The following is a 25,974-nucleotide window of genomic DNA, read 5'->3' on the forward strand; positions in this document are numbered from 1 at the left end:
CTATCGGGCAAAACCCCTGACTCCATGATGTTCAAGAAACTACTCGTTGTGATCGCCTGGGTGCTGGGCCTGATCCTGCTGGCGCTGGGATGCTGGATGGCGGGGCTGTACCTGCAATGGCCGTTGTGGCAGTCGGCAGCCTTGTTCGCCGGCATCCTGCTCGGCCTGTGGCTGCTGTCCTGGCTGCGCCGCCGCTGGCTGGCCTGGCGGCTGCGCCGGCGCCTGGCTCGCCCGGTCAGCGGCGGCACCGTCGACACGCGGCGCCTGGACGCCGACTGGCGCGCCGGATTGAGCGCGTTGAAGTACTCGCGCCTGTCGCGGTTCGGCTCGCCGTTGTATGTATTGCCCTGGTATATGGCGCTGGGGCCCCAGGACCCCGGCAAATCGGCGCTGCTGCACAGCATCGCCGGCAGAGGGCCGGTGCACGGCGATGGCGAAGACGCGCCCGTGCTGCAGTGGTGGCTGATGCGCCACTGCGTGGTGCTGGACCCCACCGAGTCGATGGGCGAAGAACACGTTGCGCCCGCCTCGGCCTACTGGCGCCGGCTGCTGCACTGGATGATGCGCACGCGCCGGCGGGAACCGTTGAATGGCCTGATCCTGGCCTTCAGCGCGGACTGGCTGATGCAAAGCGACGAGGCGCGGCTCAATGAGACCGGCCAGGGCCTGCGCAAGCGGCTGGATGAGCTGACGCGCGTCTACAACGCGCGCGTCCCGGTCTATATCGTACTGACCGATTGCCAGAAACTGCGCGGCTTCGTGCCGTGGACGGCCAGCCTGGGGCCCGCCGCCAGCAGCCAGGCGATGGGCTTTCTGAACCTGGCGCCCGGCTCGGGCGTCGGCCAGTTCATTGGCGATGCCTTCAACAGCATTGTGCACCGCATGTTCGACCTGCGGATACTGCAGGGCATACAGGGCAGGCCGAACGACGACGCCTTCGGCCTGCCCGAGCGCATGGCGCCGCTGGCCATGCGCCTGGGCAGCGTGCTGCGGCCGGCGTTCCAGGCCACGCCCTACGCCGAAACCCCGCTGCTGCGCGGCCTGTACCTGACGGGCCGGCCTGCCGGCCCCGACCGCGGCGAACCCGCCTGGTTCAGCCCGGGCCTGTTCGAGCAGGCCCTGCCCGCGCAGCGCCATGCCTGGCAGCCCATGGAACGCTGGCGCCACTGGCGCCGGCTGCTGCGGCATGCCGCCGTGGTCGTCTGGCTGCTGGCCTGCCTGGGCGCCGGCGCCTTGCTGATCTATTCCAGCCGCGTTGCCGACCAGCAATTGCAGGCAGCCAACCTGCGGGGCCTGAATGTACGGCCGGACTTCAGCGGCCCGATGCCCTCGGACCTGCACGCGCTGCAGGCTGCCCGCGGCGCGGTACACAAGTTGCAGGCCCGCCCGCGCTGGCAGCAGCGCTGGCTGCCGTTCCAGCGGCGCGTCAATCAGGTTCAGCAAGCCGTGGCCGACATCTATACCCGCAATTTCCACGACAAGGTCATTGCCTCCAACCTGGACCCGCTGCTGGCCACCAGCCTGCCTCAGGTGGACGACGATCACAGTGAAGAACTGCTGGCCGCCTGGATCCAGACCCTGGTCCGCCGCATCAACTTGCTGAACGCCGCGTTGCAGGGCCAGGATGTCTATGCCCTGCCCGCGCCGGGCGCCGAATTGCCGCTGCTGTTCGCCAGCGCCAAGCGCGCGGCGCCTGATCCGATCGACGGCCTGTTGCTGGGCGACATGTACAAAGACTATCTGTCCTGGCAGACCGACCGCCAGACCATGGTGTCGGAGCAGCACGCGCTGCGGCAGGTGCTGGTCAATCTGAACCTGACAGATCGGCCCATAGGCTGGATCTACGCATGGGTGGATTTGCAGGGTTCGCTGCAGCCCGTGCGGCTGACCGATTTCTGGAATATTCCGGCGCAACCGGACCAGCCCTATGTTCCCGCGGCGCTGACGCCCGCCGGAGAACAGGCGGTATCCAGCTTTGTCAGCGAACTGGGACGGGCCACGGGCAACAACCAGCTCTGGTCCCAGCGCCGCGACGAGTTTCGCCAGCAGTACCGCGAAGAAGGCCTGAATGCCTGGTATGCCTTCGCCGACGCTTTTGCGTCGGCGCCCGGCCAGCTGGCCGACGGCTCGGCGCGCCGTACCGCGCTGTCCATGCTGTTCACGGCCAACGACCCGTACCGCCGCTTGCTGGGCCTGCTGTCCGTGGTGGGGCAGCGCTGGCCGGACGCATCGCGGCCCGGCTGGATGCAGCAGGCCATTCAACTCGACCATCTGATGACCGCGGAGCAGAAAGAGACCGGCCAGCCCGACACCCTGACATCCAGCCTCGAGCGGCGAATCGGCGTGGCGCAGCAGTTCGGCGGCAGCCTGCTCCAGAAACTGCCCGACAGCGGTTCCGTGCATGACAGCCTGGCCACATTGCGCACGGATCGCGAATCCCTGGGCTCGCTCAACGCCTACCACAAGGGCGTGGCGGATACCATCGTGCTGCTCCAGCAGGGCGATGGCAATGCCATGAAAGCCGCCATCGATATCTGGTCGTACGGGCACAACCCCGCGGTCAAGTCAGTGCCACTGATCGATGCGAATACGGCATTGAGCAAGCTGAAAAAATACACTGACATCACGACCGGGCCGCGCACCGATGTGGTCTGGAAGCTGGCCTCGGGTCCGCTCGATTTCACCCTGGACTACGCCAGCCGCATCGTGGCCTGCCGCTTGCAGCAAAGCTGGGAAAACTCGGTGCTGAGCGTGATGCAGGGCGTGACCGACGGCGAACTGGCCAACGACATGCTGTTCGGCGACCGGGGGCAGGTCAAGGCATTCCTGGATGGCGACGTCAAGAACTTCATTGACCAGAACGCCAACCGGTACCAGGGCCGCGTCGCCCTGGGCCATGCCATTCCGCTGAATGGCCAGTTCTACGCCTTTGCCAGCCTGGCGCAACTGCGCCAGGTCACCCTGGCCGGACAGCAGATGCAGTCCAAGCGGTCCCAGAGCGAAGTGCAGGCCCTGACCACGCAGCAAACCGAGGTGGACAAGCAGATTGCCAAGCTCGAGGCCACCACCGCCAATGTGACGCTGAACACCGTGCCGCCGCAGACCAATCCGGACGCCCGTCTGCTGCCGGAAAGCGTGACGCTCAGCCTGCAGTGCGCCAGCGGCCGCATCACCCTGGAAAACCTGAACTTTCCCAACAAGGCGGTGTTCCCGTGGGCACTGGCCAATTGCGGCGATACGGCGCTCAGCATCCGCTACCCCGGCTTTGAGCTGAACCGCCAATGGAGCGGCGCACGCGGCTTTATCGACTTCCTGAAGGAGTTTTCCAGCGGCCAGCGGCGCTATACCGCGGCCGATTTCCCTGATCAGGCCGCGTCGATGCAGCAGGCCGGCGTGCAGTGGATCGCGGTCACTTACCAGCAACAAGGACAGGCGCCTCTGGTCGCGGCATTTGCCGAGGCGGACAAGCTTGCCGCGCAGGCCGGCGAAGTCAAGGCGCGCCTGGAGAAGCTGCAGCCCGGCACCGCGCCCGGTTCCAGCGTCCCGGCGCCCCGGCCCGCGCCCACGGTGCCGCAGCAAATCGTCTCGCTGTGCATGGGCCCGGTGTATACCCCGCTTCGCTCGCCGGCCCCTGCCCCGGCACGCCAGGCCGAGCCGGCCGGGCATGAACCGCCCGCGACCCGGCCCGCGGCGCCCGCATCCGCTCCGGCAGCCCCGGGAGAGTACGCCGTGCAGGTGGGCATCTTCGCGCATCCGGATCCGGTGCGCGCGCAGCTGGCGCTCAACGGTTTTGAAGCCGCCGAAAGCGCCATCAAGCTGAAGGGACACGACTACACGAGAGTCCGTATCGAAGGGTTCGCCGACGCGCAGGCGGCCCGGGCCGCCGCGGAAAAAATCGCGCGCCTGCTCAAGCTGAAACCGGCCGTGCTGCACAATGGAAAGGTGATGGACTGAACGGCCTTTCATGCGTCCACAGGTAGCTGCAGTCCAGGTCCTGGAACGACCGGCAGCCGATCTGCGTCATGACCATGTCCAGCTCGTTGCGCACGATCTGCAGCGCCCGCTCGGCGCCGGCCTGGCCGCCCGCCGCCACGGCGTACAGGGTGGGCCGGCCGAAGATGGTCGAGCAGGCGCCCAGCGCCCGCGCGATGGCCACGTCCGATCCGCGCCGCACGCCGCTGTCCAGGATCAGCGGCATCCGGTCGCCCACCGCGGCGCGGATCGCCGGCAGCATGTCCAGCGGCGCCGGCGCGGCGTCCAACTGCCGGCCGCCGTGGTTCGACACCACCAGGCCGTCCACGCCCAGGCACGCCGCCTCGCGCGCGTCATCGGGATGCAGCAGCCCCTTGATCATCAGCGGGCCGTCCCATGCCTGGCGAATGCGCTGCATGTGCTGCCAGCTGATCATCGGCGCCGGCGTCAGCGTGCCGTACAGATCGGCCACCGCCGCGGCATCGGCATCGTCGCGCGCGTAGGGCTTCCAGTTCTGCATCATGGGAATGCCGCCGGTGCGCAGATAGCGCAGCACCCAGGCCGGGTGGCCCAGGGCTTCCAGCACCACGCCCGGCGTCATGCGGAACGGCCGGGTAAAGCCGTTGCGCCGGTTGCGCTCGCGGTTTGAATTGACCGGCACATCCACCGACACCACCAGCACGCGCACGCCCGCCTCTCGCGCGCGCCGGACCAGGTCGTCGTTGATGCGCTCATCGCGCGTGCAGTACATCTGGAACCACACGTGCTCGGGGGCAATCGCGATGGCGTCTTCCCAGGCCGCGTTGCTGGCGCTGGACAGCAGGAACGGCACATCGGCCTGGCGCGCGGCCGCGGCCAGCATCAGGTCCGCGCCCGGCCTGAACAAGCCGGCCAGGCCGGTGGGCGAAATCCCGATCGGGCTGGCATAGCGGCGCCCGAACAGCTCCACCGACTGGTCGCGGGTCGACACGTCGCGCAGGTAGCGCGGAACCAGGCAATAGCGCTCGAACGCATCGCGGTTGCGCTTCAGGCACAGTTCGCCATCGGCGCCGCCATCGATGAAATCGAACGCAATGCGGGGCAGTTTGCGGCGCGCCAGCCGGCGCAAGTCTTCCAGGTTGATGGCGGATTGAAGGTTCACGGCGTGCTCTTGGCTAATAAAGACGCCATAACCTTAAGCGAGCCGGCGCGCGCCGTTGCCGGACGAGCCCGCGTCTATTTCATATGCTGAACTTGTCTGCGTCGGCCGACAGAGTCGCGGCCACGGCCTGCAGCGCGGCGTGCAGTTCGGGCAGGCGCTCTTCGCCGTACAGTTCGGCGGTTCCCATCAGGCAGGCCGCGGCGAAACACACGCCGCGCGCGTCGCGCACCGGCATGGCAAACGCATGCACGCCCGGCACCACGTCGCCCAGGTTGACGCCCCAGCCGTGATGGTCGGAGCGTTCCTGCATTTTCTGCAGCGCGTGCAGGCGCATGGTGCCGTGGCCGGCGATTTCCTGGGCCACGTTGTTCAGCAGCACCTGCCGCGCTTCGTCGGCGGCCAGCGTCTGGATGATGGCGATGCCGCCCGCCGAGGTGATCAGCGGCCGGCGGGTTCCCTGCTGCACCATCAGGCCGGCCAGGGGCAGCGTGCCGGCCCGGATGCTGCACACGTATTCATTGCCGCTGCGCAGCAGCAGCAATGCAATGCCGCCCATGCGGCGCGCGAACGATTGCAACACCGCTTCGGCGCGGCGCTGGAACTGCACGCGCGCCGGCACAGCCATGCCCAGCTCGTACATCAGCGGGCCCGGCAGGTAGCGCCGGTCGGACGGCCGCTGGATGACCAGGCGTTCTTCGACCAGGCAGGCCAGCATCCGGTGCACCGTGCCTTTGTCCTGCTTGCAGGCCGCGGCCAGGTCCGACAGGCGCCAGCCGAAGGCCGGCCGCGTGGCGATCATGCGCATGAGCTTGATGCCGCGCCCCAGGCTTTGTGTGCCGGTGCGGTCGGGCGCGGCCCGGCTGGGCTGCTCCAGAGCAAGGAGCTCGAGATCCATGGCGTGTTCTCCCCCTGCCCGCCCGCGCCGCCTGTACTGGTATGTGTCAGGCGGGCGTGTGCGAGTACATTGTTTTTCCCATCACCGGCAGCCTGGCGGTAAATACGCAGCCGGTGCGCGATTCGATCATGTACAGCGTGCGGCCGTCGGGGCCGCCATATGCGCAGTTGGTGGTGTACAGGCCTTCGGGCGCGTCGATGCGGTATTGCGGCTCGCCGCGCGGGCTGAATATCCAGACCGCGCCGAAGCCCACGTGGCACACCGCCAGGCCGCCCTCGGCGTCCAGCGCAATGCCATCGGGCCCTCCTCCACCAGACATCTGAATATACACCCCGACCTTGGTGGCGGAGCCATCGGCCATCAGCGGCACCCGCCAGATCGCGTTGTCGCGGGTCACGGCAAGATAGACCGCCGTTTCGTCCAGGTTCATGACCAGCCCGTTGGGGCTGGGGATGCCCTGCAGCACCACATCCAGCTGGCCGGACGGGCGCAGCCGGTACAGGCGGCCGCTGGGGTCGTGCAGCCCGGACTGGCCCTGGTCGGTGAAGTACAGGTCGCCATTGGCGGCGAAGAACAGGTCGTTGCAGCCCTTGAAGCGTTCCAGCCGCGCGCGGTCCAGGTATGGTTCGACGCGCCCGGTCTGTGGCTCCAGCACCATGATGCCGTTCTTGTAATCGGCGATGAAGGCGCGTCCGTCGGAGTGGAATTTCAGGCCGTTGGGCTCGCCGTCGTACTCGGCGGCCAGTTCCACGCCGCCCTTCGGGTCGATGCGGAAGATGCGGCCCCATGGAATATCCACGACCCACAGATTGCCGGCCCGGTCGAACGACGGGCCTTCCAGGAAAACCGGAGCCGGCGCGCCGTGCAGCTGCGTGCGGGCCCAGTCGCTGGAGCGGCCGCGCACCAGGTGGCGTTCCGGGATGCGCGCGAAGACTTCGGCCTGCAGTATTTCGGGGGGTGCGAACATGGGGAGTTCTGTGTGAAAAACTCAGTTGCCCGAGATGTGGTTCGGCAGCCATAGCGCCAGCTCGGGCCAGACGGCCAGCATCAGCAGCAGCACGAACATCAGCAGGTGGAACGGAATCGTGCCCATCACCACATCCGACAGGTTGCCGCGCGAAATGCTCTGGATGACGAACAGGTTGATGCCGATGGGCGGCGTGATCTGGCCCATTTCAATGAACAGCACCACCACGATGCCGAACCAGACCGGATCAATGCCATATGTGGCCAGCAATGGATACAGCAGCGGCACGGTAATGACGATCATGCCCAGGCTTTCGACCAGCGCGCCCAGCGCCGTGAACAGGATCAGCAAGGTGATGAAGAAGCCGATCTTGCTGAGCTGCATGTCGACGATGAACTCGGTAATGGCCTCGCCCACGCCGGCATAGCTCATGGCATAAGAAAAAACAAAGGCCGCGTAAGTGATGAACAGGATATTGCTGACCATCAGCGTGGAACGCTTCAGGCACCCCGCCGCTTCACGCCAGCTCAGGTTGCCGAACAGCACGGCGATCACCAGGGCGAACAGGCAGCCCGCGGCCGCGGCCTCGGTCGGCGTGGCCACGCCGGTGTAGATGGCGCCCATGATGCCCAGGATCAGCAGCAGCACGGGCACGATATCGACCAGCGAACGCAGCACCATCAGGCGCGTCAGCTCGCCGCGTTCGGCGGGAGCGATCTCGGGGCGGATAAGCGCCTTCACGCCCACATACAGCATGAACAGCGCGGTCAGCACGAGGCCCGGCACCACGCCCGCCATGAACAGCTTGGCCACCGAAGTTTCGGTGAAAGTGGCATAGACAATCATGGCGATCGACGGCGGCAGCAGGATGCCCAGCGTGCCGCCGGCGGCCAGCGAGCCGGTGGCCAGCCGCGGGTCGTAGTTGCGAGCCTTCAGTTCCGGCAGCGCTACCTGGCCGATGGATGCCGCGGTGGCGATGCTGGATCCGCTGACCGCGGCGAACACCGCGCAGCCGGCGATATTGGTCTGCAGCAGGCCGCCGGGTATGCGGCGCACCAGGCGCGACAGGCCGCCATACATGCGCATGCCCACCCCGCTGCCCTGCAGCAGTTCGGCCATCAGCACGAACAGCGGGATGGCCGTCAGGGTGTAGGCATCCATGCTGCCCCAGGTGGTGATGCCCAGCCCGTGCAGCGCGCCGATGCCGCCTTCCAGGTACAGGTACAGCACGCCCGGCAGCAGAATGGCGTACGGCACCGACATGCCCGCGGCCAGCAGGCCGATGAACAATACAAAAATCAAGACGATCAGGTATTCGCCGCCCATGGCGTCCTCCAGTGGTGGTGACGAGGCGCGCTCAGCGCGACAGGGCGCGCAGCCGCCGCATGTCGGCGGCCAGCACGCGCAGCAGTGCCCAGGCCAGGGCCAGCACGCCCAGCGGCATGGCCAGCCTGGGTATCCACAGCGGCGTCATCAGGGTGGTCGATGCGACATCGCCGGATTTCCAGCTCAGCCATTCGAAGCGCGCCAGCTCCAGCAGCAAGACCAGCGTTACCGCGATGGCCAGCAGGTCGAACAGCAGCCGCAGGCGGGCGCGCCCCCTGGGCCCGAGGCGGTTCTCCAGGAAATGCACGCTGTGGTAGGCATGCTGCAGCTGCCCGGATGCCAGCGACAGGAACGTGATGGCCACCAGGGCATAGCCGCCCAGCTCATTGCTGAACTGGATCGACCAGCCGAAGGCCGAGCGCACCACCATTTCCACGCCCATCATCGCCACCAGCGCGACCACCAGCGCCTGCGCGATCCAGCGGCCCCAGCGCGCCACCCTGCCCTCGGGCGGACTGTAGGCATCGCCTTCGGTTTCGCCCGCGATGGCGGGGTCCAGCACGGGCGGCGGCACCTGCCGCGCGTCTGGAATGATCTGCGTGTCTGCAGCCATGGCCTGGTTTTCCGGCATGGCGGTTCAGCGCCCGACGGCCTTGCGCACTTCCTGCAGCGCGGGCTTGACCGAGGGCCGTTCTTCGCCCCATTGGGTCCAGTACGGCGTGATGCGCTTTTCCGCTTCGGCCAGCTCGGCCGCGCTGGGCTCGGTGATCACCATGCCTCCGGCCGCCAGCTTGCGGGTGAGTTCTGCGTCTTCTTTGGCCATGGCTTCGGTGATGCGGCGCGTGTGCGCGTCGACCACAGCCTGCACCTTGGCCTGCGTTGCCGGGCCGAGCGCCTGCCACGCGTCGCTGTTCACCAGGATCAGCGAATCGATGTAGCTGACGTTCAGGCGATAGCTGTAGGACAGCAGGTCGCGCCAGACGTAGCCATAGCCCGAGCTGGCCGTCAACACGCCGTCGACCACGCCGCGGTCGATGGCGGCGGCGACTTCCGAAGTGCCCAGGGTGACGGGGATGCCGCCCAGCAGCTTGACGAACTCTGCCTGCTCGGGCGAGATCACGCGGATCTTCTGTCCGGACATGTCGGCCAGCGAGGTCAGTTTGTTCTTCGACCAGAACACGTTTTCCGGAAAGATGTAGCGGCCCAGCAGCGTGATGTTCTTCTTCGCGTACTCGGCCTTCAGGTATTTTTCTTCGATGCTCCAGGCCCGCTCGAACTGCGCGCGGGTGCGCAGGAACAGCGGCAGCCGCACCACGCCGCCCACCGGGACGCTGCCCAGGAAGAACGCGTCGTCGCCCATCTGCACGATGTTGTCGGCCACGGCCTGCGTGATGTTGGTGGCCGAGATCGGGATCGTGCCGCCCAGGTTCAGGCGAATGGTCAGCTCGCCGCCGGTTTCTTTCTGGATATCGTCCAGCATGGCCTTCAGGCCCTTGGCCGCGGTCACCGTGGATACCGCGTTGTAGGTGTAGGCGCGCCAGCGTTCCTTCGCGGTGGCCGGCTGCGCAACGAGCGCGGCCGCGGCCAGCAGGCACGCGGCGCCGATAGCGCGCAGGGATGCTTCAACTTTCACCATGTCTCTCTCCTCTGTTGTTATCGGCCTCGCGACTCGCTGGACGGTTGCGGGTTGCTGGTACGTTAGGCCCGATGAACAAGCAGAGGAAGAGGCGCTTCTACATAGGTTTCATATGGTGAACTTTAAGCCGCGCCACCCTCGCGGCGCATGCGGGCGCCCTATTCCTGGTAGCCCATCAGCGTGCTGATGGCGTGGGCTTCACGCCGCACCGCCGTGGCGATTGGGCCGTCGACGCTGGCATCGAAACCGCCGGTGGCGCCCAGCGCGGTCAGCACCGCGCAGGTGCGGCCCGTGTAGTCGACAACGGGCGCGGCCACGGCGCTGATACCTTTCAGATTGGTGTCGCGCACGGTGGCGCAGCCGGCGGCGCGCACATCGCGGCGCAATGCGCCGATGGGATCGCGGTGTTCGAGCAGCGCGCGCTGCTCGGGTCCGGCCGCGTCCAGTTCGGCCTGCGCGCGCGCCTGCAGCGCGGCCTCGTCCGGCTGCGCCAGGAACGCCCGGCCGGTGGCCGACCACAGCAGCGGCAGCACCGATCCCACGCGCACGTTCACGGTGACCGGCAGGCCGGGCTCTTCGAAGCGCACGATGGTGGGCCCCTTGTTGCCCATGACGGCAATGAAGCAAGTGACTTCCAATGTTTCGCGCAGCCGCACCAAAGCCGGCTCGGCCAGCCTGATGGGATCGGCCTGCCGCAGCGCCGCCACGCCCAGCAGCAGCGTCTGCAGCCCCAGGTAGTACTGCTGCGTGCCCGCGTCCTGCTGGACCATGCCCTGTTCGATCAGGCTGGCCAGGTAGCGGTGCACCTTGGCGGGGCTTTCCTGTACATGCGCGGCCAGGCCGGTCAGCGTGGCGCGTCCGCCCAGCCGCGCCAGGCCCTTGAGCACGGCCATCCCGGTTTCGGCGGCCTGCACGCGCTGCCGGCGTTGCCGCGCGGAAGCCGGCGCGGGCGTGTCGGTGTCGGGCGGCGGGGATGGCTGGGTCGGCATGCGGGGCATCCAGAGTCTGGCGTGGCTAAGGGAAAGTCCGCACAGATTAACGGGTTTATTCATTTACGCATAGCGTATATGATTTACGCAAAGAACAAACACGCGCGGCCCGGCCGCATCGACACCTGGAGAGAGACCATGTCTGTACGCAAGTCCCTGATTACGCTCGGCCTGCTGGCCCTGCCTTTGCTGGCGCCGGCCAGCGCCGGCGCCCAGGACTACCCCAGCAAGCCGCTGCGCTGGATCGTGCCGTACGCGGCGGGCGGCGGCTCGGATTTCCTGGCCCGCACCATCGGCCAGGGCCTGTCCGAGCACATCGGCCAGCCCGTGGTGGTGGACAACAAGCCCGGCGGCAATACCGCCATCGGCGCGTCTGAAACCGCGCGCGCCAAGCCCGACGGCTACACCATGCTGTCCGCCGACAACGGCACCCTGGTATTCAACCCGGTGCTGTACAAGCAGCTGTCCTACGATGCCGGCAAAGACCTGGCGCCGGTCTCGCTGATGGGCCGCTTCCCCATGATCCTGATCGTGGGGCCCGGCATGAAGGCGAACAATGTGAAAGCGTTCATCGAAGAGGCGCGCGGCCGCCAGGCGGGCCTGGATTTCGCGTCCGCCGGCGCGGGCAGCCCGCACCACCTGGCGATGGAACTGCTGAAGGTCGAGACCGGCCTGAAAATGGTGCATGTGCCTTATCGCGGCGCGGCGCCCGCGCTGGCCGACGTGGCCGCCGGACAGGTGCCCGCCATGATGGTCGACCTGGCCGCCGGCGCCGGCTTCATCAAGGCTGGCAAGGTGCGCGCCCTGGCGGTGGCCAACCCCACCCGGCTGCCGCAGCTGCCCGACGTGCCCACCTTCGCCGAGATGGGCTACAAGAATGTCGAGGCGGCCGCGCTGGTCGGCATGGTGGTGCCGGCCAAGACGCCGCCCGCGGTCATCGATGCGCTGAACAAGCAACTGGTGGCCGCCATCAACGATCCGGGCGTGCACCAGCGCCTGGTCGACTTCGGCGTCGAGCCGGTCGGCGATACGCCCGCCGAGTTCAATGCCCTGCTGCAGCGCGAACGAACCCGCTGGCACAAGCTGATCAAAGACCTCAACATCAAGCTGGACTGAGGCACCGGCACGGCCGCCGCGCGGCGCCCCGCCCGCGGCAGCCGGCCCGTGCGACCTGGAGCGCGTCATGACTCACACTGCACCGGCAAGCCCCGCGGGCTGCCCCATCGATCACGGCCCCCCCGCAGGCACGGGCTGCCCGGTCAGCCCGCGGGCGGCCGAATTCGACCCTTTCGGCGACGGCTACCAGCAAGACCCGCCCGAGTATGTGCGCTGGGCGCGCGAGCAGGAGCCCGTGTTCTACAGCCCCCGGCTGGGCTATTGGGTAGTGACGCGCTACGACGACATCAAGGCCATTTTTCGCGACAACCTGACCTTCAGCCCGTCGATCGCGCTGGAGAAAATCACGCCTACCGGGCCCGAAGCCAACGCGGTCCTGGAATCGTACGGCTATGCCATGAGCCGCACCCTGGTCAATGAAGACGAGCCCGCCCACATGCCGCGGCGGCGCGTGCTGATGGACCCGTTCACGCCGGCCGAGCTCAAGCATCATGAACCCATGGTGCGCCGGCTGACCCGCGAATACGTGGACCGCTTCATCGACGACGGCCGCGCCGACCTGGTCGACCAGATGCTGTGGGAAGTTCCGCTGACAGTGGCGCTGCATTTCCTGGGCGTGCCCGAAGAAGACATGGACATGCTGCGCAAGTACTCGATTGCGCACACCGTCAATACCTGGGGCCGCCCCAGGCCCGAAGAGCAAGTGGCGGTGGCGCATGCGGTAGGCAACTTCTGGCAGTTCGCCGGCAAGGTGCTGGACAAGATGCGCCTGGACCCGTCCGGCCCGGGCTGGATGCAGTACGGCATCCGCAAGCAGCGGGAGCATCCCGAGATCGTCACCGACTCGTATCTGCATTCGATGATGATGGCCGGCATCGTGGCCGCGCACGAGACCACGGCGAACGCGTCGGCCAATGCCGTGAAGCTGCTGCTGCAGCATCCGCAGGCGTGGCGGGATATCTGCGAAGACCCCGCGCTGATCCCCAACGCGGTCGAGGAATGCCTGCGCCACAACGGCTCGGTGGCCGCCTGGCGGCGCCTGGCCACCAAGGACGTGGAGATCGCCGGCGTGCGGATTCCGGCCGGCGCCAGACTGCTGATCGTTTCGTCGTCGGCCAACCACGACGAGCGCCATTTCGCCGATGCCGACCTGTTCGACATCCGCCGCGACAACGCCAGCGATCAGCTGACGTTCGGCTATGGCGCGCACCAATGCATGGGCAAGAACCTGGCGCGCATGGAAATGCAGATATTCCTCGAGGAATTCACGCGCCGGCTGCCGCACATGCGCCTGGCCGAGCAGTCTTTCACCTATGTGCCGAATACGTCGTTCCGCGGCCCCGAGCATGTATGGGTCGAATGGGACCCCAGCCGCAATCCCGAGCGGCTGCGGCCGGATCTGTTGCAGGCGCGGCAGCCGGTGCGCATCGGCGAGCCTTCGGTGCACGCCATCGCCCGCACGCTGGTGGTGCAGCAGGTGGCGGCGGCGGCCAACGGCATCATGCGGCTGCGCCTGGCCAGCCCGGATGGCCAGGCCCTGCCGCGCTGGACACCCGGCGCGCACATCGACGTCGAGTGCGGCGACACCGGAATGTCGCGCCAGTATTCGCTGTGCGGCGATCCGGCCGATGCCGCCGTCTTCGAGATCGCCGTGCTGAAAGAGCCGCAGGGGCGCGGCGGTTCGGCCTGGATACACGGCAATGTCAAGGCCGGCGACAAGCTGCGCGTCCGCGGCCCGCGCAACCATTTCCGGCTCGATCCGGATGCCGCCCGCGTCATCTTCGTCGCCGGCGGCATCGGCATTACGCCGGTCAGCGCCATGGCGCGCGCCGCCCGGGCGCAGGGCATGGACTACCAGCTGCATTACAGCGGCCGCACGCGCGGCGGCATGGCGCTGCTGGACGAGCTTGCCGCGCTGCACGGCGAGCGGCTGCATGTCTATGTCTCGGACGAAAACTGCCGCAACGACTTCCCTGCCCTGCTGGCCCGGCCGGCCGAGGGCACCCGCATCTATGCCTGCGGGCCGCAGCGCATGCTGGACGCGCTGGCCCGGGCGTGCGCCAGCCAGCGCTGGCCGGAAGACGCCCTGCGGGTGGAACATTTCCATTCGGCGCTGGGCAGCCTGGACCCGTCCCGCGAGCACGCCTTCGAGGCGGAGCTCAAGGATTCGGGCCTGGTCATCAATGTGGCCGCCGACCAGACCCTGCTCGCGGCCCTGCGCGCGGCCAATGTGGACGTGCAGAGCGATTGCGAGGAAGGCCTTTGCGGTTCGTGCGAAGTGCGCGTGCTGGCGGGCGAAGTGGACCATCGCGATGTCGTCCTGACGCGCACCGAACGGGCCACCCATGCCAAAATGATGTCGTGCTGTTCCCGCGCAGCGGGCAAGAAGATCGTGCTGGAGCTGTAGGCCGCGGCGGCGCGGCGGCCCGATTCTTGCTGGCGCGGCGGGTCTCTCATCCGCTCATACATCCGCCATGACATCATCGGACCGCTCTTGCAGCGCCATCCGCATCGGCATTTCGGGTTGGCGCTATCCGCCCTGGCGCGGCAGCTTCTATCCGCAGGGATTGCCGCAGGCGCAGGAACTCGCCTATGCCTCGCGGCAGGTTCCCACCATCGAGATCAACGGCACGTTCTACGCGCTGCAGCGGCCCGAATGGTTTGCGCGCTGGCGCGATGCCACGCCGCATGGTTTCGTGTTCAGCGTCAAGGGCACGCGTTTCATCACGCACCGCCTGCGGCTGCGCAATATCGAAACGCCGCTGGCCAATTTCCTGGCCTCGGGCCTGTTCGAACTGGGCGAGAAACTGGGCCCCATCCTGTGGCAGTTTCCGCCTTCGATGCGCTTCGATGAAGAACGCTTCGAGCATTTTCTGGCTCTGCTGCCGCGCGACACCGATGCGGCGGCCCGCCTGGCCGGCCGCCACGATGCGCGCATGAACGGCCGGGCCGCGCTGCAGGCCGGGCCGTGCCGGCCGCTGCGCCACGCGGTGGAAATCCGCCACGACAGCTTTGCGTGTCCGGGGTTCGTGGCCATGCTGCGCGCCCATGGCGTGGCGCTGGTGACGGCCGACACGGCGGGCAAGTGGCCGCTGCTGGAAGACGCCACCGCCGACTTCGCCTATCTACGTCTGCATGGCGACAAAGTGCTGTATTCCAGCGGCTATACCGACGAGGCCTTGCGCCGCTGGGCGGACCGCATCCGCGCATGGTCGCGCGGGCACGAACCGGCCGATGCCCGCCGCGCCGGCCCCCGGCCCGGCCAGGCGTACGGCCCGCGCGATATCTACTGCTATTTCGACAACGACATCAAGGTCAAGGCGCCGGCAGACGCGCGCAGCCTGGCCCGGTTGCTCGACTTGCCGCTGGCGCCGATAGAGCCGGCGCAGCAGGCCTGACAGGAAAACCCCGCCTCGAAGCATCGCTACCGCGGTAATCCGCGCGCCGCCCGGCGCCGCGCAAGCCCTGTTTTATCTCTTTTTATTTCCAATTTAAACGAAATAGATCGTTTTAATACGGACTGCAGGGTAGCGCGCGTAGCGTTTAACGGACGTTTAACCGCTCGCGGGAAAAACCCCGAATTTCGCGATTCGCTTCAACGGCCCATAAATATCGGCTTCCTAACATGCTCCCAAGCACCGACGAAACGTGATCCCGGTGCCCGGTTCCACCCCCGCGGCCCAGCCGCAATCAACCTCGCGGCGATGCCGCAACCTACTGGAGAAGTTCATCATGAAGAAGACCGTGATCTGCGCAGTGTCCATGTTCCTGGCCCTGGCTGCCGGCGGCGCCTATGCCGCCGATGGCGTTTCCAAGAACGACATGAAAAAGGCCGCCCTGGCCAACGGCGACATGTCCAAGGCTGAAATGAAGAAGGCCAACCTGGCCAACTTGGCCAATCACGACGCGCCCCTGGCCAACAACATGCCCAAGGCTTACATGAAGAAAGCCAACCTGGCCCATCACGATGCGCCTCTGGCCAACAACATGCCCAAGGCCTACATGAAGAAGGCCAATCTGGCCAACCACGATGCGCCCCTGGCCAACATGAAGAAGGCCAACCTGGCCAACCACGACGCGCCCCTGGCCAACAACATGCCCAAGGCCTACATGAAGAAGGCCAGCCTGTCCCCCGACGCCATGCCCAAGGCCGAGATGAAGAAAGCCTGAAAGCATCGCCATTCCGGCAGTATCGCGGCGGAGCCTGTCCGTACAGGCTTCGCCGGTTTTTTTTTATGCCCAGGCGAACCGCCGGTCCGGCCCTGCCCGCCGGCGGCGCGGCCGCTTGACGTTGCCCGCCGCACAGGCATAACCTCGGACCAGATCCAGGTTATGGAAGGGATAGTGTCCTCAACATCGGCAGTGCATCACTGCGTGGGCGTATTGCTGGCGGCAGGCGAAGGCCTGCGCTACCGCGCCGCGCGCCGCGCCCTGCGCGACGCCGCCCACAAGCTGCTGGCCCGCCTTCCCGACGGACGCCCCGTGGCGCAGGCCAGCGCCAGCACGCTGCTGGCCGCCCTGCCCGACACCATCGCCGTGGTGGCCGACCGGCCGCCGGAACTGCCTGCCCTGCTGTCGCGGCTGGGCTGCTCCATTTTGAAAGCGCCGCCGGCGCCGCGCGGCATGGGCGTGTCGCTGGCCGCGGCGGCCCGCCACCTGCTGGCCCGCCCGGCTCCTGCCGGCCAATTGCCTGGCTGCGCGGTGGCGCTGGCCGACATGCCCTGGCTGCGCGCCGACACCCTGCGCCTGCTGCTGCAGCAGGCCGCCAGCGACCGCATCATCGTGCCCGTGTGCCGGGGCCGGCGCGGCCACCCCGTGGTGTTCGGCGGCGCCTTCCTGCCCGAGCTGGCCGAGCTCGACGGCGACACCGGCGCGCGCGCCCTGCTGGAACGGCACGGCGCGCTGGAAATCGAATGCGACGATGCCGGCATCCTGCACGACATCGACACCCCCCAAGACCTGCTCACAGGAAACCCCACCCGATGAATCCCCTAGACATGGACGTCCTGCGCCAGGCGCGCGACTGGATCGCCCAGGGCCACGCCGTGCACCTGGCCACAGTGGCGCAAACCTGGGGCTCCGCTCCCCGGCAGGCCGGGGCCTTGATGGCCTTGCGGGGCGACGGGCGCATGGCCGGCTCGGTGTCGGGCGGCTGCGTCGAAGACGACCTGATCGCCCGCGCCCAGGCCGGCCAATTGCCGGACCGGCCTGAACGCGTCACCTATGGCGTCACCGGCGACGAGGCCGCACGCTTCGGCCTGCCCTGCGGCGGCACGCTGCGCCTGGTCGTCGAGCCGCTCGACCAGGCCGGCTGGCTGGACACCGTGCTGGCCGGCATCGATGCGCAGCAGCTGGTGGCCCGCACGCTCGACCTGCAGACCGGCGCCTGTACGGTGGCGCCGGCCAGCCCCGCGGACGGCCCCGATTTCGACGGCCGGATCCTGCGCGCCGTGTACGGCCCGCAGTGGCGGCTGCTGGTCATCGGCGCCAACCAGACGGCGCGCGCGCTGTGCGGCATCGCCACCATGCTCGACTTCCGCGTGCTGGTGTGCGACCCGCGCGAAGAACTGTACGCCGGCTGGGACGCGCCGCACTGCACCCTGCTGACCAGCATGCCCGACGACGCGGTGCTCGAGATCGGCGTGGATGCCCGCACCGCCATCGTGGCCCTGACCCACGACCCCAAGCTCGACGACATGGCCCTGCTGGAAGCCCTGAAATCGCCGGCATTCTATGTGGGCGCCCTGGGTTCGCGCCCCAACCAGGCCAAGCGCCGCGAACGGCTGCGCCAGTTCGATCTGGACGACGCCCAGATCGCACGCCTGCACGGCCCGGTGGGCCTGCGCATCGCCAGCCGCACGCCGGCCGAGATTGCCGTGGCCGTGGCCGCCGAACTGGTATGGGTACGCAATTCATTGGGCACCGCCCAGGCCTCGTCTTACCTGGACGTCGGCAGCCTGCCCGGCGGCGCGCCGCGCATCAACGCCGGCCCTGCCGCGTAGCCGCGCCGGCGCGGCACGCACCGCGCCGGCCCTGGATGCCACACTCAGGAGTGCCGCATGAGCCTTGCCAATCCGTCCCGCCGCTCGTTCCTGAAAACTGCCGTCATCGGCGGCACCACGATTTACATTGCGCCGCTGGGCAGCAAGGCTTATGCCGCGCTGTTCGAACAGCAATTGCTGACGCCGGTGCAATGGAACGCCACCGACGGGCGCGCCCGCTTCCGTATCGACGGCATCGCCAAGGTCACGGGCTCGAAGATTTTCGCGCGCGACATCCGCGCGCGCGACCTGCCCAACTGGCCGCGCGAGCAGTCGCACGCGCTGATCCTGCGCGCCACCCGGGCCGACCGCCGCTACGCCGGCCTGGACCTGGCCGTGCTCGGCCTGGACCTGCAGCCCGACCGGCTGGTCACCGCCGAAGATCTGGCGCGCGACCAGATCGCCTTTCCGGCCTTCTACGGCGACGACATGCTGTTGCCCGAAGGCAAGACCCCCGCCTACCTGGGCCACGCCGTGGCCATCCTGATCTACCACGATTTCGCGCGCTTCCGGTACGCGAAAGACAAGCTCAAGTTCCGCGACGACGTGGTGCGCTATGGCGAACAGACCGGGCCCTTGCAGCGCGACCCCTGGGGCACTTTCCGCTATGTGCGCGTCGGCGGCGCCACCGGCTACGACGACGATGTCTATTCCAGCCTGAAAGACGCGCCGGTGTTTCCCAGCACCATGCGCAAGCACCTGCCGGTGTGGCCCGACGGCGTCGACCACGGCAAGCTGGGCGAGCAAGGCATGTACCACGCCGGACGCATCGCCGCCGAGCTCGACCAGCCGCCGGCCGGCTGGCTGGTCATGCAGCGCGACTATCAAACGCAGTCGGTGGACACCGCCGCGCTGGAGCCAGACAACGCCAATTGCTGGTACGACGCCGCGCAGCAGGCGCTGCATATGGTGGTGCCCACCCAGTCGCCGCAGGAAGTGGCCGAAAGCACGGCCGAAATGACCGCCAAGGGGGCCTATCCGGTGCGCAAGGTGTTCCTGCACCCCTGCTATACCGTGGGCTATGGTTCGAAAGACCACTGCAATATGCCGTTCTACGGCGTGGTCTGCGCGCTGTATGGCGAGGGACGTCCGGTGCGCATCGCCAACGACCGCTACGAGCAGTTCCAGACCTCGCTCAAGCGCCACGCTTTCAACATGCACTACCGCATCGGCGTGGACCGCAAGACGGGCCTGATGCAGGCTTTCCAGGGCCACCTCGAGGCCAACGGCGGCGGGCGCGCCAATTTCTCGCCATCGGTAGCCATGGTGGGCGCCACGGCCGCGCAGTCCATCTACTATTTTCCCAAGAACGACCTGACGGCCGTCGCCATCGCCACCCGCGCCATCGACGCCGGCTCGGCGCGGGGCTACGGCACATTGCAGAGCATGGCCGCCACCGAGATGATGGTCGACGAGATCGCGGCCGAGCTGCAGCTCGATCCCATCGAGTTCCGGCTGCGCAACGTGCTGAAATCCGGCATGAAGAACACCCAGGGCGCGGTGCCGGCCGGCGCCGTGCGGGCCGACGAGATCCTGCAGAAAGCCGCGGCCCACCCCTTGTGGACCGGCCGCGCCAGGAAGAAAACCGAGCACGAGGCCGGCCATCCCGGCCAGCGCTACGGCGTGGGCTTTGCCTGTGTGCAGAAAGATTTCGGCACCGGCGCCGAATCCTCGTTCGCCCGTGTCGAGATCGACCCGCAGGGCCGCATCAGCCTGTTCCACAGCGGCACCGAGATCGGCACCGGCATGAGCACCTCGCAGGCGCTGGTATGCGCCCAGTGGCTGGGCATGCCCGCCACGCAGGTGCTGACCTCGGTCACCGACTGGACTGAATTGCCCATGCACACCAGCGGCGACCCCTACCTGATGAGCCAGGACGAACAAGACCGCCTGTCGCGCGATCCGGGCTGGACGCCCGCCTACGCCTCGCCGTCCAGCGCCACCAACTCGGCGTTCTATTTCGGGCACACCACCCGCGAGGCCGCCCGCGTCGTGTTCCTGCATGGCCTGTGGCCCGCCGCGCTGGACTTCTGGCAGCGCGGCCTGGGCGGCGGACAGGCCGCGCCGCTGGTGGTGCGGCCCGAAGATGCCCGCTGGGAACAGGGCGCCCTGACCTGCGCGGGCATGCAGCCGCTGCCGCTGGCCCGGCTTGCGCAGCGCGCGCACGAGATGGGCCTGGTTACCGGCGCGGTCGTGCATGGCTTCAACCGCTGGCAGTGGACCGAAGCCGAATTCCCCATCAACGGCCAGACGCAGCGCCTGCCCCTGGACGGGCTGGCCCTGCGCCACGGCGCCGGCGCGGCGGGCGCGCCCGGCAATGCGGGCCAGCCCTCGGCCGCCGGCTACCAGGTCGTGCCGCGCAAACAGGTGTTCATTCCGCCAGTGCAGCGCAACAACGCGGCGGTTACCTACTACACCGCGGTGGGCGCCCTGGTCGAGCTGGCCGTGCACGAGGCCACCGGCAAAGTCGAGCTGCTGTCGCACCATTCGCTGATGGAGTGCGGCAACATGATCTCGCCCGAGCTGGTATCCAGCCAGCTGCAGGGCGGCCTGGCCATGGGCATCGGCCATGCCCTGCACGAATACCTGCCGCTGTACGAAGACGGCCCCGGCAACGGCACCTGGAACTTCAACCGCTATCACTTGCCGCTGGCCAGCGAAGTGGCCTTGTGGACCCAGACCGCCGACATCCTGCCGCCGCTTTCCGAAACCGACCCGCCCAAGGGCGTGGCCGAGGTCGTGATGATTCCGATCGTGGGCGCCATCGTCAATGGCCTGGCCCACGCCATCGATCACAGATTTACCGCGTTGCCCGTCACTCCCGGGCAGATACTGGAGGCGCTGGCATGAGCATCCCCACCGAACCCCTCAGCCTCACCATCAACGGCCAGGCCGTCGGCCCGCTGCAAGTGCCGGCCAATCTGATGATGATCGACTTCCTGCACGAATACGTGGCGCTGACCGGGTCGCGGCTGGGCTGCGGCCAGGGCATCTGCCACGCTTGCGTGGTCATCCTGGACAAGCCCGACGGCACCAGCGAAGAGATCCGCACCTGCATCACCGGCGCGCTGTTCTTCCAGGGCAAGCGCGTGCGCACCGTCGAGGCGCACGGCCGGCGCAACGTGCAGGGTGAAGTCGTGGCCCTGTCGCCGATCCAGCAGAAATTCCTGGACCACTACAGCTTCCAGTGCGGCTACTGCACGCCCGGCTTCGTCAATGCCGCCACCGTGCTGGTGGAACGGCTGCGGCGCCAGCCGATCGAGCGGGCCCAGGTCGAACAGGCCGTCACCCAGGCGCTGGACCACCACATCTGCCGCTGCACCGGCTATGTGCGCTACCACCAGGCAGTCAAGGACGTGGTGCTCAGCACGCCCGGGCTGACCACCGGAGTCTGACCATGGCCCATTTTTCACCCATGCGCGCCATGTTGGCGGCCGCCGGCATGGCGGCCCTGGCCGCCTGTGGCCAGGCCGACGATGCGCCCCGGCCGCCCGACCCGCCGATCGCCGCCGGGCAGGACCAGCTGCTGCGCGGCCGCTACCTGGTGCAGGCGGCCGACTGCGCGGCCTGCCACACCGCCGAAAACGGCGCGCCGTTTGCCGGCGGCGTGGCGCTGGCCTCGCCGTTCGGCAAGTTCTACGGCACCAATATCACGCCCGATCCCGAACACGGCATCGGCAAATGGAGCGCCGACGACTTCTACGCCGCGCTGCACGATGGCGTGGCCCCCGACCGGCACCTGTATCCGGCCATGCCCTATACCTCGTACCGGCAACTGAGCCGCGCCGACAGCGACGCCATGTTTGCCTACCTGCGCAGCATCAAGCCGGCGGCCGCGCCCAACCGCGAACCGGAACTGGACTTTCCGTACAACCTGCGCTTCGGCGTGCGGTTCTGGAACTGGCTGTTCCTGGAAGACAGCCTGCCCGATGCCTCGCAGGGCGATTCCCAGGCCTGGCTGCGGGGCCGCTACCTGGCCGGCGCGCTGGGCCATTGCGCCGAATGCCATACGCCGCGCGGCAAGCTGGGCCAGCTCGATGCCGAACGCCCTTTGCGGGGCGGCGCGCTGGGCCGCATCAAGGCGCCCGATATTTCACCCGCCGGCCTGGCCGACCGCGGCTGGACGGCCGACGACCTGAACACCCTGTTCGCCGCCGGCATCGCGCCGCAGGGCGCCGTGTTCGACGAAATGTTCCCGGTGGTGCACCTGAGCACGCAGCACCTGGCCAAGCCGGACATCGCCGCGCTGAGCACTTACTTGCTCGGCGATGCGCCGCCCGCGCCCAAGGCCGTGCAGCCGGCCGACATGGAACCCGGGCTGCGCGACAGCGGCAAGGGGCTGTACACCGCGCTGTGCGCCGGCTGCCATGGCTTCGAAGGCGAAGGCAAGCCGGGCGTCGCGGTGGCCATGCAGGGCAGCGCCGCCCTGCGCGACACCGATCCGCACAACCTGATCGCGGTCATGCTGGACGGCATCGAGGCGCAGGATTTTCCCGGCACCGCCGCCATGCAGGCCATGCCCGGCTTCGCCGGCACGCTGACCGATGCGCAGCTGGCCGACCTGGCCAATTACCTGCGCGCCCGCTGGGGCGGACAGGCGCCCGGCGTCAGCGCGGAATCGGTCAAAGCATTACGCCATTGAACCGCGCATGCATTTGATGTAAATCAAACAATATCCTGCCTGAATCGCTATTCTGAAACGGAGGCTTTCACCCACAACCCTTTATTTACGGAGCTTTCCATGCTGAAGATCCTGGTACCCGTCGACGGTTCCGAATGCGCCCTGCGCGCCCTGCAAACGGCCATCGCCATGGCGGGGCAGCACGGCAACAATGCCGAACTGCACTTGCTGAACGCGCCCGTGCCCATTTTGTCCGGCCATGCACGCATGTTCCTCAACAAGCAGGATGTGCAGAAGTACTACGACGAAGAAGGCGAGAAAGCCCTGGCCGATGCCCGGCAGGCCGCCGAGCAGGCCGGCGTGCCGTTCGTCACCGCGGTGCAGGCCGGGCCGTCGGCGCAAACCATTGCCGCCTACGCCCGCATGCATCAATGCGCCCACATCGTCATGGGCACGCGCGGCCTCAGCGCCCTGCCCGGCATCCTGCTGGGCTCGGTCGCCAGCAAAGTCATCCACCTGGCCGACGTGCCGGTCACGCTGGTGAAATAGCCGCCCCGAAGGGCTCGCCAGCTCCTAGCGGCCTTTCCAGAGGCGCAGCAATGGTTCAGGTGCCCGTGCCTCGGGCACCTGGAACCGCACCGTGGCCGCCTCGTCCACGAACCATATCTCGATGCGGAAGTAGCGCTGGTCGCCGCCCGGCTCGTCCTCGCCGGCCGCCAGCGGCGCAGCCTGCCGCAGGGCCTGGCACACTTGCTGGCGGGTGTCTTCGGGGCAGGCGCGCAGGTCGATATCGCGCGGCGCCGCGCGGCCCGGCAAGTAGGCCACCCCGCCCTGGCGCGACAGCCGCACCAGCGTGGCCTGCGACAAGGGCGGCAGCTCGATCATGGCAGCACCCCTACCTGGCGCCATGCCTCGCGCACGGCCTGCCGGGTGGCCCCGTCGGCGCTGGCGGCCTCGATTGTCAGCGTGGCGAACGATGCGAAATCGGCCTGCGGGCCCAGGCGCTTGTCGCGCAGCGTGTCGTACCAGACGCGCCCGGCGCGCTGCCAGGCCGGTCCGCCCAGCGCGGTGGCGGCCAGGTAGAACGCCCGGTTGGGAATGCCCGAATTGATGTGCACGCCGCCGTTGTCGTCGGTAGTATCGACGTAATCCTGCATGTGGCCCGGCTGCGGATCCTTGCCCAGCGCCGGGTCGTCATAGGCCGATCCGGGCTGCGCCATCGAGCGCAGCGCCCGCGCGTTCACGGCCGCGGTGAACAGGCCGGCGCCGATCAGCCAGTCGGCCTGGTCGGCGTTCTGGCCCGCGCGGTGCTGCTTGACCAGCGAGCCGAACACATCCGACAGCGACTCGTTCAATGCGCCCGACTGCCCCTGGTAGCGCAGGCCGGCCTCGTGGTCGATAACGCCATGGGACAGCTCGTGCCCCACGATGTCGACCGCCACGGTGAATCGGTTGAAGACTTCGCCGTCGCCATCGCCGAACACCATCTGCTCGCCGTTCCAGAAGGCGTTGTCGTATTCGTCGCCATAATGCACGGTGCCCACCAGCGGCAGGCCGGCGTTGTCGATGGAATGGCGGCGGTACACCTGCCAGAACAGATCGTAAGTGGCGCCCAGATGCTCATAAGCCTCGTCGACCGCGGGGTCGCCGCTGGGCGGCTGGCCTTCTGCGCGCACCAGCTGGCCGGGCAGGCCGGTGCCATTGGCGGCGCTGTGCACCGCGCGGCTGACCTGGCCAGGCGGCCGGCCCGCGCCCGTGGCTGCGCGGGCCCCGGCGGGCGCGGCCGGGCCGCCGCGCAGGCCGCGCGCCTGCTGTTCGATGCGCAGGGTGGCCAAGGCGCGCTGGCGCACGCGCGGGCTGGCATGGCGCGTCAGGCGATCGAGCATATAGGGGGGGATCACGCCAGAGCACCAGGGGTCGGACATGACATGGGACATGAACGGGCCTCCTTGGCCGGATCGGGTCGGCCACGGTTTCACGTTAGCAGAAAAGCGCGGCGCCGGTCTTGCACGGCCGCCCTTCGGACCACGGCTGGGGAATACCCTTGCTATTCGCAAAAGATTTGCAATAATAATTGCGCTCGCGGCGCGGGAACCATGCCGGTCCGGCGGGCTCTGATAGCGGGCCACCCTTTAAACAACACAAAGAGAATCACCATGATCAAATCTGACGATACCGGCAAGCTCATCCTGCGCCTGAGCCTGGGCATACTGGTGCTGATGCACGGCCTGGCAAAACTGTCCGGCGGCGTGGGCGGCATCGCCGGCATGCTGTCTTCGCACGGCCTGCCCGGGTTCCTGGCCTATGGCGCGTACATCGGCGAGGTCGTCGGGCCGCTGCTCGTGATCCTGGGGCTCTATAGCCGCCTGGGCGCCCTGTTTATCGCGATCAACATGATCGTGGCCATCCTGCTGGTGCACACGGCGCAACTGTCCGGCGTCACGCAGCAAGGCGGCTGGGCCCTGGAACTGCAAGGCATGTTCCTGTTCAGCGCGCTGGCCGTTGCCTTCATGGGCGCGGGGCGCTTCGCCGTAGGCGGCGCCGGCGGCCGCTGGAACTAAGCCGCAATACAGGCCTTCGGGCCGCCAAGGCGGGGCCGCGCAAGCGGCCCCGTTTGCATGGGCGCCGCGCATTGGTGCTAGCATGAACCGGTACATCCGCAGCGGCACGTCCCGACGCTGCCAGGAGACCCGCCATGAAACACCCTCTTGCCCTGCTGGCACTGGCTGCCGCGCTGTGCGGCCCCATGGCGGCGCGGGCCGAACTGCCCGTCGGCGCGCCGGCGCCCGATTTTTCGGCCCCCGCCTCGCTGGGCGGCCAGGTATTCACCTTCAAGCTGGCCCAGGCGCTGGCCCAGGGCCCGGTGGTGCTGTATTTCTACCCCGCCGCCTTCACCAAGGGCTGCACCATCGAGGCGCGCGATTTCGCCGAGGCGACCGACGACTACAAGGCATTGGGCGCCACGGTCATCGGCGTGTCGGCCGATGATATCGATACACTGAAGAAGTTTTCGGTCAGCGAATGCCGCAGCAAATTCGCGGTAGCCGCCGACGGCAGCCAGGCCATCATGAAAGCCTACGATGCCGTGCATGACCGCCGGCCCGACCATGCCAAGCGGGTGTCGTACGTTATTACGCCGGATGCCAGGATTCTGTACACCTATACCGACATGAACCCCGACCACCACGTGGCCAATACCCTGCAGGCCCTGCGCAAGTGGCGCGCCACGCAAACGCAGGCCAGGCAGTGATCCGCGCGGCCGGGACGCTG

General features: G+C 67.9%; 22 protein-coding genes. 13 read left to right on the top strand and 9 right to left on the bottom strand.

All coding sequences use genetic code 11. The features are described 5' to 3' along the window. Nucleotides 1–24 precede the first annotated feature (24 nt). Nucleotides 25–3,954, top strand: a complete 3,930-nt coding sequence (locus tag J2P76_RS12930; RefSeq protein WP_207408084.1) for a type VI secretion protein IcmF/TssM N-terminal domain-containing protein — start codon at nt 25–27, stop codon at nt 3,952–3,954. On the opposite strand, the gene J2P76_RS12935 is transcribed toward J2P76_RS12930, so the two are convergent. The 7 genes from J2P76_RS12935 to J2P76_RS12965 all read right to left on the bottom strand — a co-directional run bounded on the left by J2P76_RS12935 (nt 3,908) and on the right by J2P76_RS12965 (nt 10,935). Beyond that, nucleotides 3,908–5,113, bottom strand: coding sequence for an alpha-hydroxy-acid oxidizing protein (locus J2P76_RS12935; protein WP_207408086.1), 1,206 nt, complete (start codon nt 5,111–5,113; stop codon nt 3,908–3,910). The genes J2P76_RS12930 and J2P76_RS12935 overlap by 47 nt on opposite strands. Nucleotides 5,114–5,192: 79 nt before the next feature. Next, nucleotides 5,193–6,008, bottom strand: coding sequence for an IclR family transcriptional regulator (locus J2P76_RS12940; RefSeq protein WP_207408088.1), 816 nt, complete (start codon nt 6,006–6,008; stop codon nt 5,193–5,195). Between the two features lie 46 nt (nt 6,009–6,054). Then, on the bottom strand, nt 6,055–6,975 hold the full coding sequence (locus tag J2P76_RS12945; RefSeq protein ID WP_207408090.1) for an SMP-30/gluconolactonase/LRE family protein: 921 nt from the start codon (nt 6,973–6,975) through the stop codon (nt 6,055–6,057). Nucleotides 6,976–6,996: 21 nt separating this feature from the next. After that, nucleotides 6,997–8,301 (bottom strand): TRAP transporter large permease, encoded by a 1,305-nt coding sequence (locus tag J2P76_RS12950; protein WP_207408092.1) that lies wholly within the window; start codon nt 8,299–8,301, stop codon nt 6,997–6,999. Nucleotides 8,302–8,332: 31 nt separating this feature from the next. Next, the gene (locus J2P76_RS12955) at nt 8,333–8,914 is read right to left on the bottom strand and encodes a TRAP transporter small permease (protein WP_207408094.1); all 582 of its coding nucleotides are present in this window, start codon (nt 8,912–8,914) and stop codon (nt 8,333–8,335) included. Nucleotides 8,915–8,938: 24 nt separating this feature from the next. Beyond that, entirely contained in the window at nt 8,939–9,937 is a 999-nt protein-coding gene (dctP, locus tag J2P76_RS12960; protein ID WP_207408095.1) for a TRAP transporter substrate-binding protein DctP, read from the bottom strand. Between the two features lie 158 nt (nt 9,938–10,095). Beyond that, complete coding sequence (locus J2P76_RS12965) at nt 10,096–10,935, bottom strand: IclR family transcriptional regulator (protein ID WP_431603397.1); 840 nt, start codon at nt 10,933–10,935, stop codon at nt 10,096–10,098. 129 nt (nt 10,936–11,064) lie between these two features. Here J2P76_RS12965 and J2P76_RS12970 point away from each other — a divergent pair, with 129 nt between their 5' ends. From J2P76_RS12970 to J2P76_RS13015, 10 genes are all read left to right on the top strand, one after another. Next, nucleotides 11,065–12,042 carry a Bug family tripartite tricarboxylate transporter substrate binding protein gene (locus J2P76_RS12970; RefSeq protein ID WP_207408099.1) on the top strand — a complete coding sequence of 326 codons (978 nt, stop codon included), beginning with the start codon at nt 11,065–11,067 and terminating at the stop codon, nt 12,040–12,042. Between the two features lie 67 nt (nt 12,043–12,109). After that, on the top strand, nt 12,110–14,449 hold the full coding sequence (locus J2P76_RS12975; RefSeq protein ID WP_207408101.1) for a cytochrome P450/oxidoreductase: 2,340 nt from the start codon (nt 12,110–12,112) through the stop codon (nt 14,447–14,449). A 67-nt stretch (nt 14,450–14,516) separates the two neighbouring features. Then, entirely contained in the window at nt 14,517–15,440 is a 924-nt protein-coding gene (locus J2P76_RS12980; protein WP_207408103.1) for a DUF72 domain-containing protein, read from the top strand. A gap of 334 nt (nt 15,441–15,774) precedes the next feature. Beyond that, entirely contained in the window at nt 15,775–16,212 is a 438-nt protein-coding gene (locus J2P76_RS12985; RefSeq protein ID WP_207408108.1) for a hypothetical protein, read from the top strand. A gap of 174 nt (nt 16,213–16,386) precedes the next feature. After that, on the top strand, nt 16,387–17,028 hold the full coding sequence (locus J2P76_RS12990; RefSeq protein ID WP_347565310.1) for a nucleotidyltransferase family protein: 642 nt from the start codon (nt 16,387–16,389) through the stop codon (nt 17,026–17,028). After that, on the top strand, nt 17,025–18,044 hold the full coding sequence (locus J2P76_RS12995) for an XdhC family protein (RefSeq protein ID WP_207408112.1): 1,020 nt from the start codon (nt 17,025–17,027) through the stop codon (nt 18,042–18,044). The genes J2P76_RS12990 and J2P76_RS12995 overlap by 4 nt, the downstream gene beginning before the upstream one ends. 57 nt (nt 18,045–18,101) lie before the next feature. Continuing rightward, nucleotides 18,102–20,933: a xanthine dehydrogenase family protein molybdopterin-binding subunit gene (locus J2P76_RS13000; protein ID WP_207408114.1), complete on the top strand. Its 2,832-nt coding sequence runs from the start codon at nt 18,102–18,104 to the stop codon at nt 20,931–20,933. Next, a complete protein-coding gene (locus J2P76_RS13005) occupies nt 20,930–21,478 on the top strand; it encodes a (2Fe-2S)-binding protein (protein WP_207408115.1) in 549 nt (182 codons plus the stop codon). The genes J2P76_RS13000 and J2P76_RS13005 overlap by 4 nt, the downstream gene beginning before the upstream one ends. A 2-nt stretch (nt 21,479–21,480) precedes the next feature. After that, entirely contained in the window at nt 21,481–22,725 is a 1,245-nt protein-coding gene (locus J2P76_RS13010) for a cytochrome c (protein ID WP_207408117.1), read from the top strand. 99 nt (nt 22,726–22,824) lie between these two features. Next, nucleotides 22,825–23,253, top strand: a complete 429-nt coding sequence (locus tag J2P76_RS13015; RefSeq protein WP_207408119.1) for a universal stress protein — start codon at nt 22,825–22,827, stop codon at nt 23,251–23,253. 24 nt (nt 23,254–23,277) lie between these two features. Here J2P76_RS13015 and J2P76_RS13020 read toward each other — a convergent pair whose 3' ends face one another. Together J2P76_RS13020 and J2P76_RS13025 are read right to left on the bottom strand one after the other, a co-directional pair. Further along, a complete protein-coding gene (locus J2P76_RS13020) occupies nt 23,278–23,589 on the bottom strand; it encodes a protealysin inhibitor emfourin (protein ID WP_207408121.1) in 312 nt (103 codons plus the stop codon). Continuing rightward, nucleotides 23,586–24,641 carry a M4 family metallopeptidase gene (locus tag J2P76_RS13025; RefSeq protein ID WP_207408123.1) on the bottom strand — a complete coding sequence of 352 codons (1,056 nt, stop codon included), beginning with the start codon at nt 24,639–24,641 and terminating at the stop codon, nt 23,586–23,588. Before J2P76_RS13025 ends, J2P76_RS13020 begins: the two co-directional genes overlap by 4 nt. Before the next feature lie 219 nt (nt 24,642–24,860). On the opposite strand from J2P76_RS13025, the gene J2P76_RS13030 reads away from it, so the two are divergent. Together J2P76_RS13030 and J2P76_RS13035 are read left to right on the top strand one after the other, a co-directional pair. Further along, nucleotides 24,861–25,265: a DoxX family protein gene (locus J2P76_RS13030; RefSeq protein ID WP_207408124.1), complete on the top strand. Its 405-nt coding sequence runs from the start codon at nt 24,861–24,863 to the stop codon at nt 25,263–25,265. A 134-nt stretch (nt 25,266–25,399) separates the two neighbouring features. Continuing rightward, on the top strand, nt 25,400–25,954 hold the full coding sequence (locus tag J2P76_RS13035) for a peroxiredoxin (RefSeq protein WP_207408126.1): 555 nt from the start codon (nt 25,400–25,402) through the stop codon (nt 25,952–25,954). The last annotated feature ends 20 nt before the right edge of the window (nt 25,955–25,974 follow it).

The sequence above is a fragment of the Bordetella petrii genome, from assembly GCF_017356245.1.
Taxonomy (GTDB): Bacteria; Pseudomonadota; Gammaproteobacteria; order Burkholderiales; family Burkholderiaceae_B; genus Bordetella_A; species Bordetella_A petrii_D.

Coding starts and splice junctions, on each gene's coding strand:
- J2P76_RS12930 (WP_207408084.1), top strand. CDS start 25: ATGATGTTCAAGAAACTACTCGTTGTGATCGCCTGGGTGCTGGGCCTG.
- J2P76_RS12970 (WP_207408099.1), top strand. CDS start 11,065: ATGTCTGTACGCAAGTCCCTGATTACGCTCGGCCTGCTGGCCCTGCCT.
- J2P76_RS12955 (WP_207408094.1), bottom strand. CDS start 8,914: ATGGCTGCAGACACGCAGATCATTCCAGACGCGCGGCAGGTGCCGCCG.
- J2P76_RS13010 (WP_207408117.1), top strand. CDS start 21,481: ATGGCCCATTTTTCACCCATGCGCGCCATGTTGGCGGCCGCCGGCATG.
- J2P76_RS12945 (WP_207408090.1), bottom strand. CDS start 6,975: ATGTTCGCACCCCCCGAAATACTGCAGGCCGAAGTCTTCGCGCGCATC.
- J2P76_RS12940 (WP_207408088.1), bottom strand. CDS start 6,008: ATGGATCTCGAGCTCCTTGCTCTGGAGCAGCCCAGCCGGGCCGCGCCC.
- J2P76_RS12975 (WP_207408101.1), top strand. CDS start 12,110: ATGACTCACACTGCACCGGCAAGCCCCGCGGGCTGCCCCATCGATCAC.
- J2P76_RS13000 (WP_207408114.1), top strand. CDS start 18,102: ATGAGCCTTGCCAATCCGTCCCGCCGCTCGTTCCTGAAAACTGCCGTC.
- J2P76_RS12965 (WP_431603397.1), bottom strand. CDS start 10,935: ATGCCCCGCATGCCGACCCAGCCATCCCCGCCGCCCGACACCGACACG.
- J2P76_RS12995 (WP_207408112.1), top strand. CDS start 17,025: ATGAATCCCCTAGACATGGACGTCCTGCGCCAGGCGCGCGACTGGATC.
- J2P76_RS13035 (WP_207408126.1), top strand. CDS start 25,400: ATGAAACACCCTCTTGCCCTGCTGGCACTGGCTGCCGCGCTGTGCGGC.
- J2P76_RS12980 (WP_207408103.1), top strand. CDS start 14,517: ATGACATCATCGGACCGCTCTTGCAGCGCCATCCGCATCGGCATTTCG.
- dctP (WP_207408095.1), bottom strand. CDS start 9,937: ATGGTGAAAGTTGAAGCATCCCTGCGCGCTATCGGCGCCGCGTGCCTG.
- J2P76_RS12985 (WP_207408108.1), top strand. CDS start 15,775: ATGAAGAAGACCGTGATCTGCGCAGTGTCCATGTTCCTGGCCCTGGCT.
- J2P76_RS12950 (WP_207408092.1), bottom strand. CDS start 8,301: ATGGGCGGCGAATACCTGATCGTCTTGATTTTTGTATTGTTCATCGGC.
- J2P76_RS13020 (WP_207408121.1), bottom strand. CDS start 23,589: ATGATCGAGCTGCCGCCCTTGTCGCAGGCCACGCTGGTGCGGCTGTCG.
- J2P76_RS13030 (WP_207408124.1), top strand. CDS start 24,861: ATGATCAAATCTGACGATACCGGCAAGCTCATCCTGCGCCTGAGCCTG.
- J2P76_RS13005 (WP_207408115.1), top strand. CDS start 20,930: ATGAGCATCCCCACCGAACCCCTCAGCCTCACCATCAACGGCCAGGCC.
- J2P76_RS13025 (WP_207408123.1), bottom strand. CDS start 24,641: ATGTCCCATGTCATGTCCGACCCCTGGTGCTCTGGCGTGATCCCCCCC.
- J2P76_RS13015 (WP_207408119.1), top strand. CDS start 22,825: ATGCTGAAGATCCTGGTACCCGTCGACGGTTCCGAATGCGCCCTGCGC.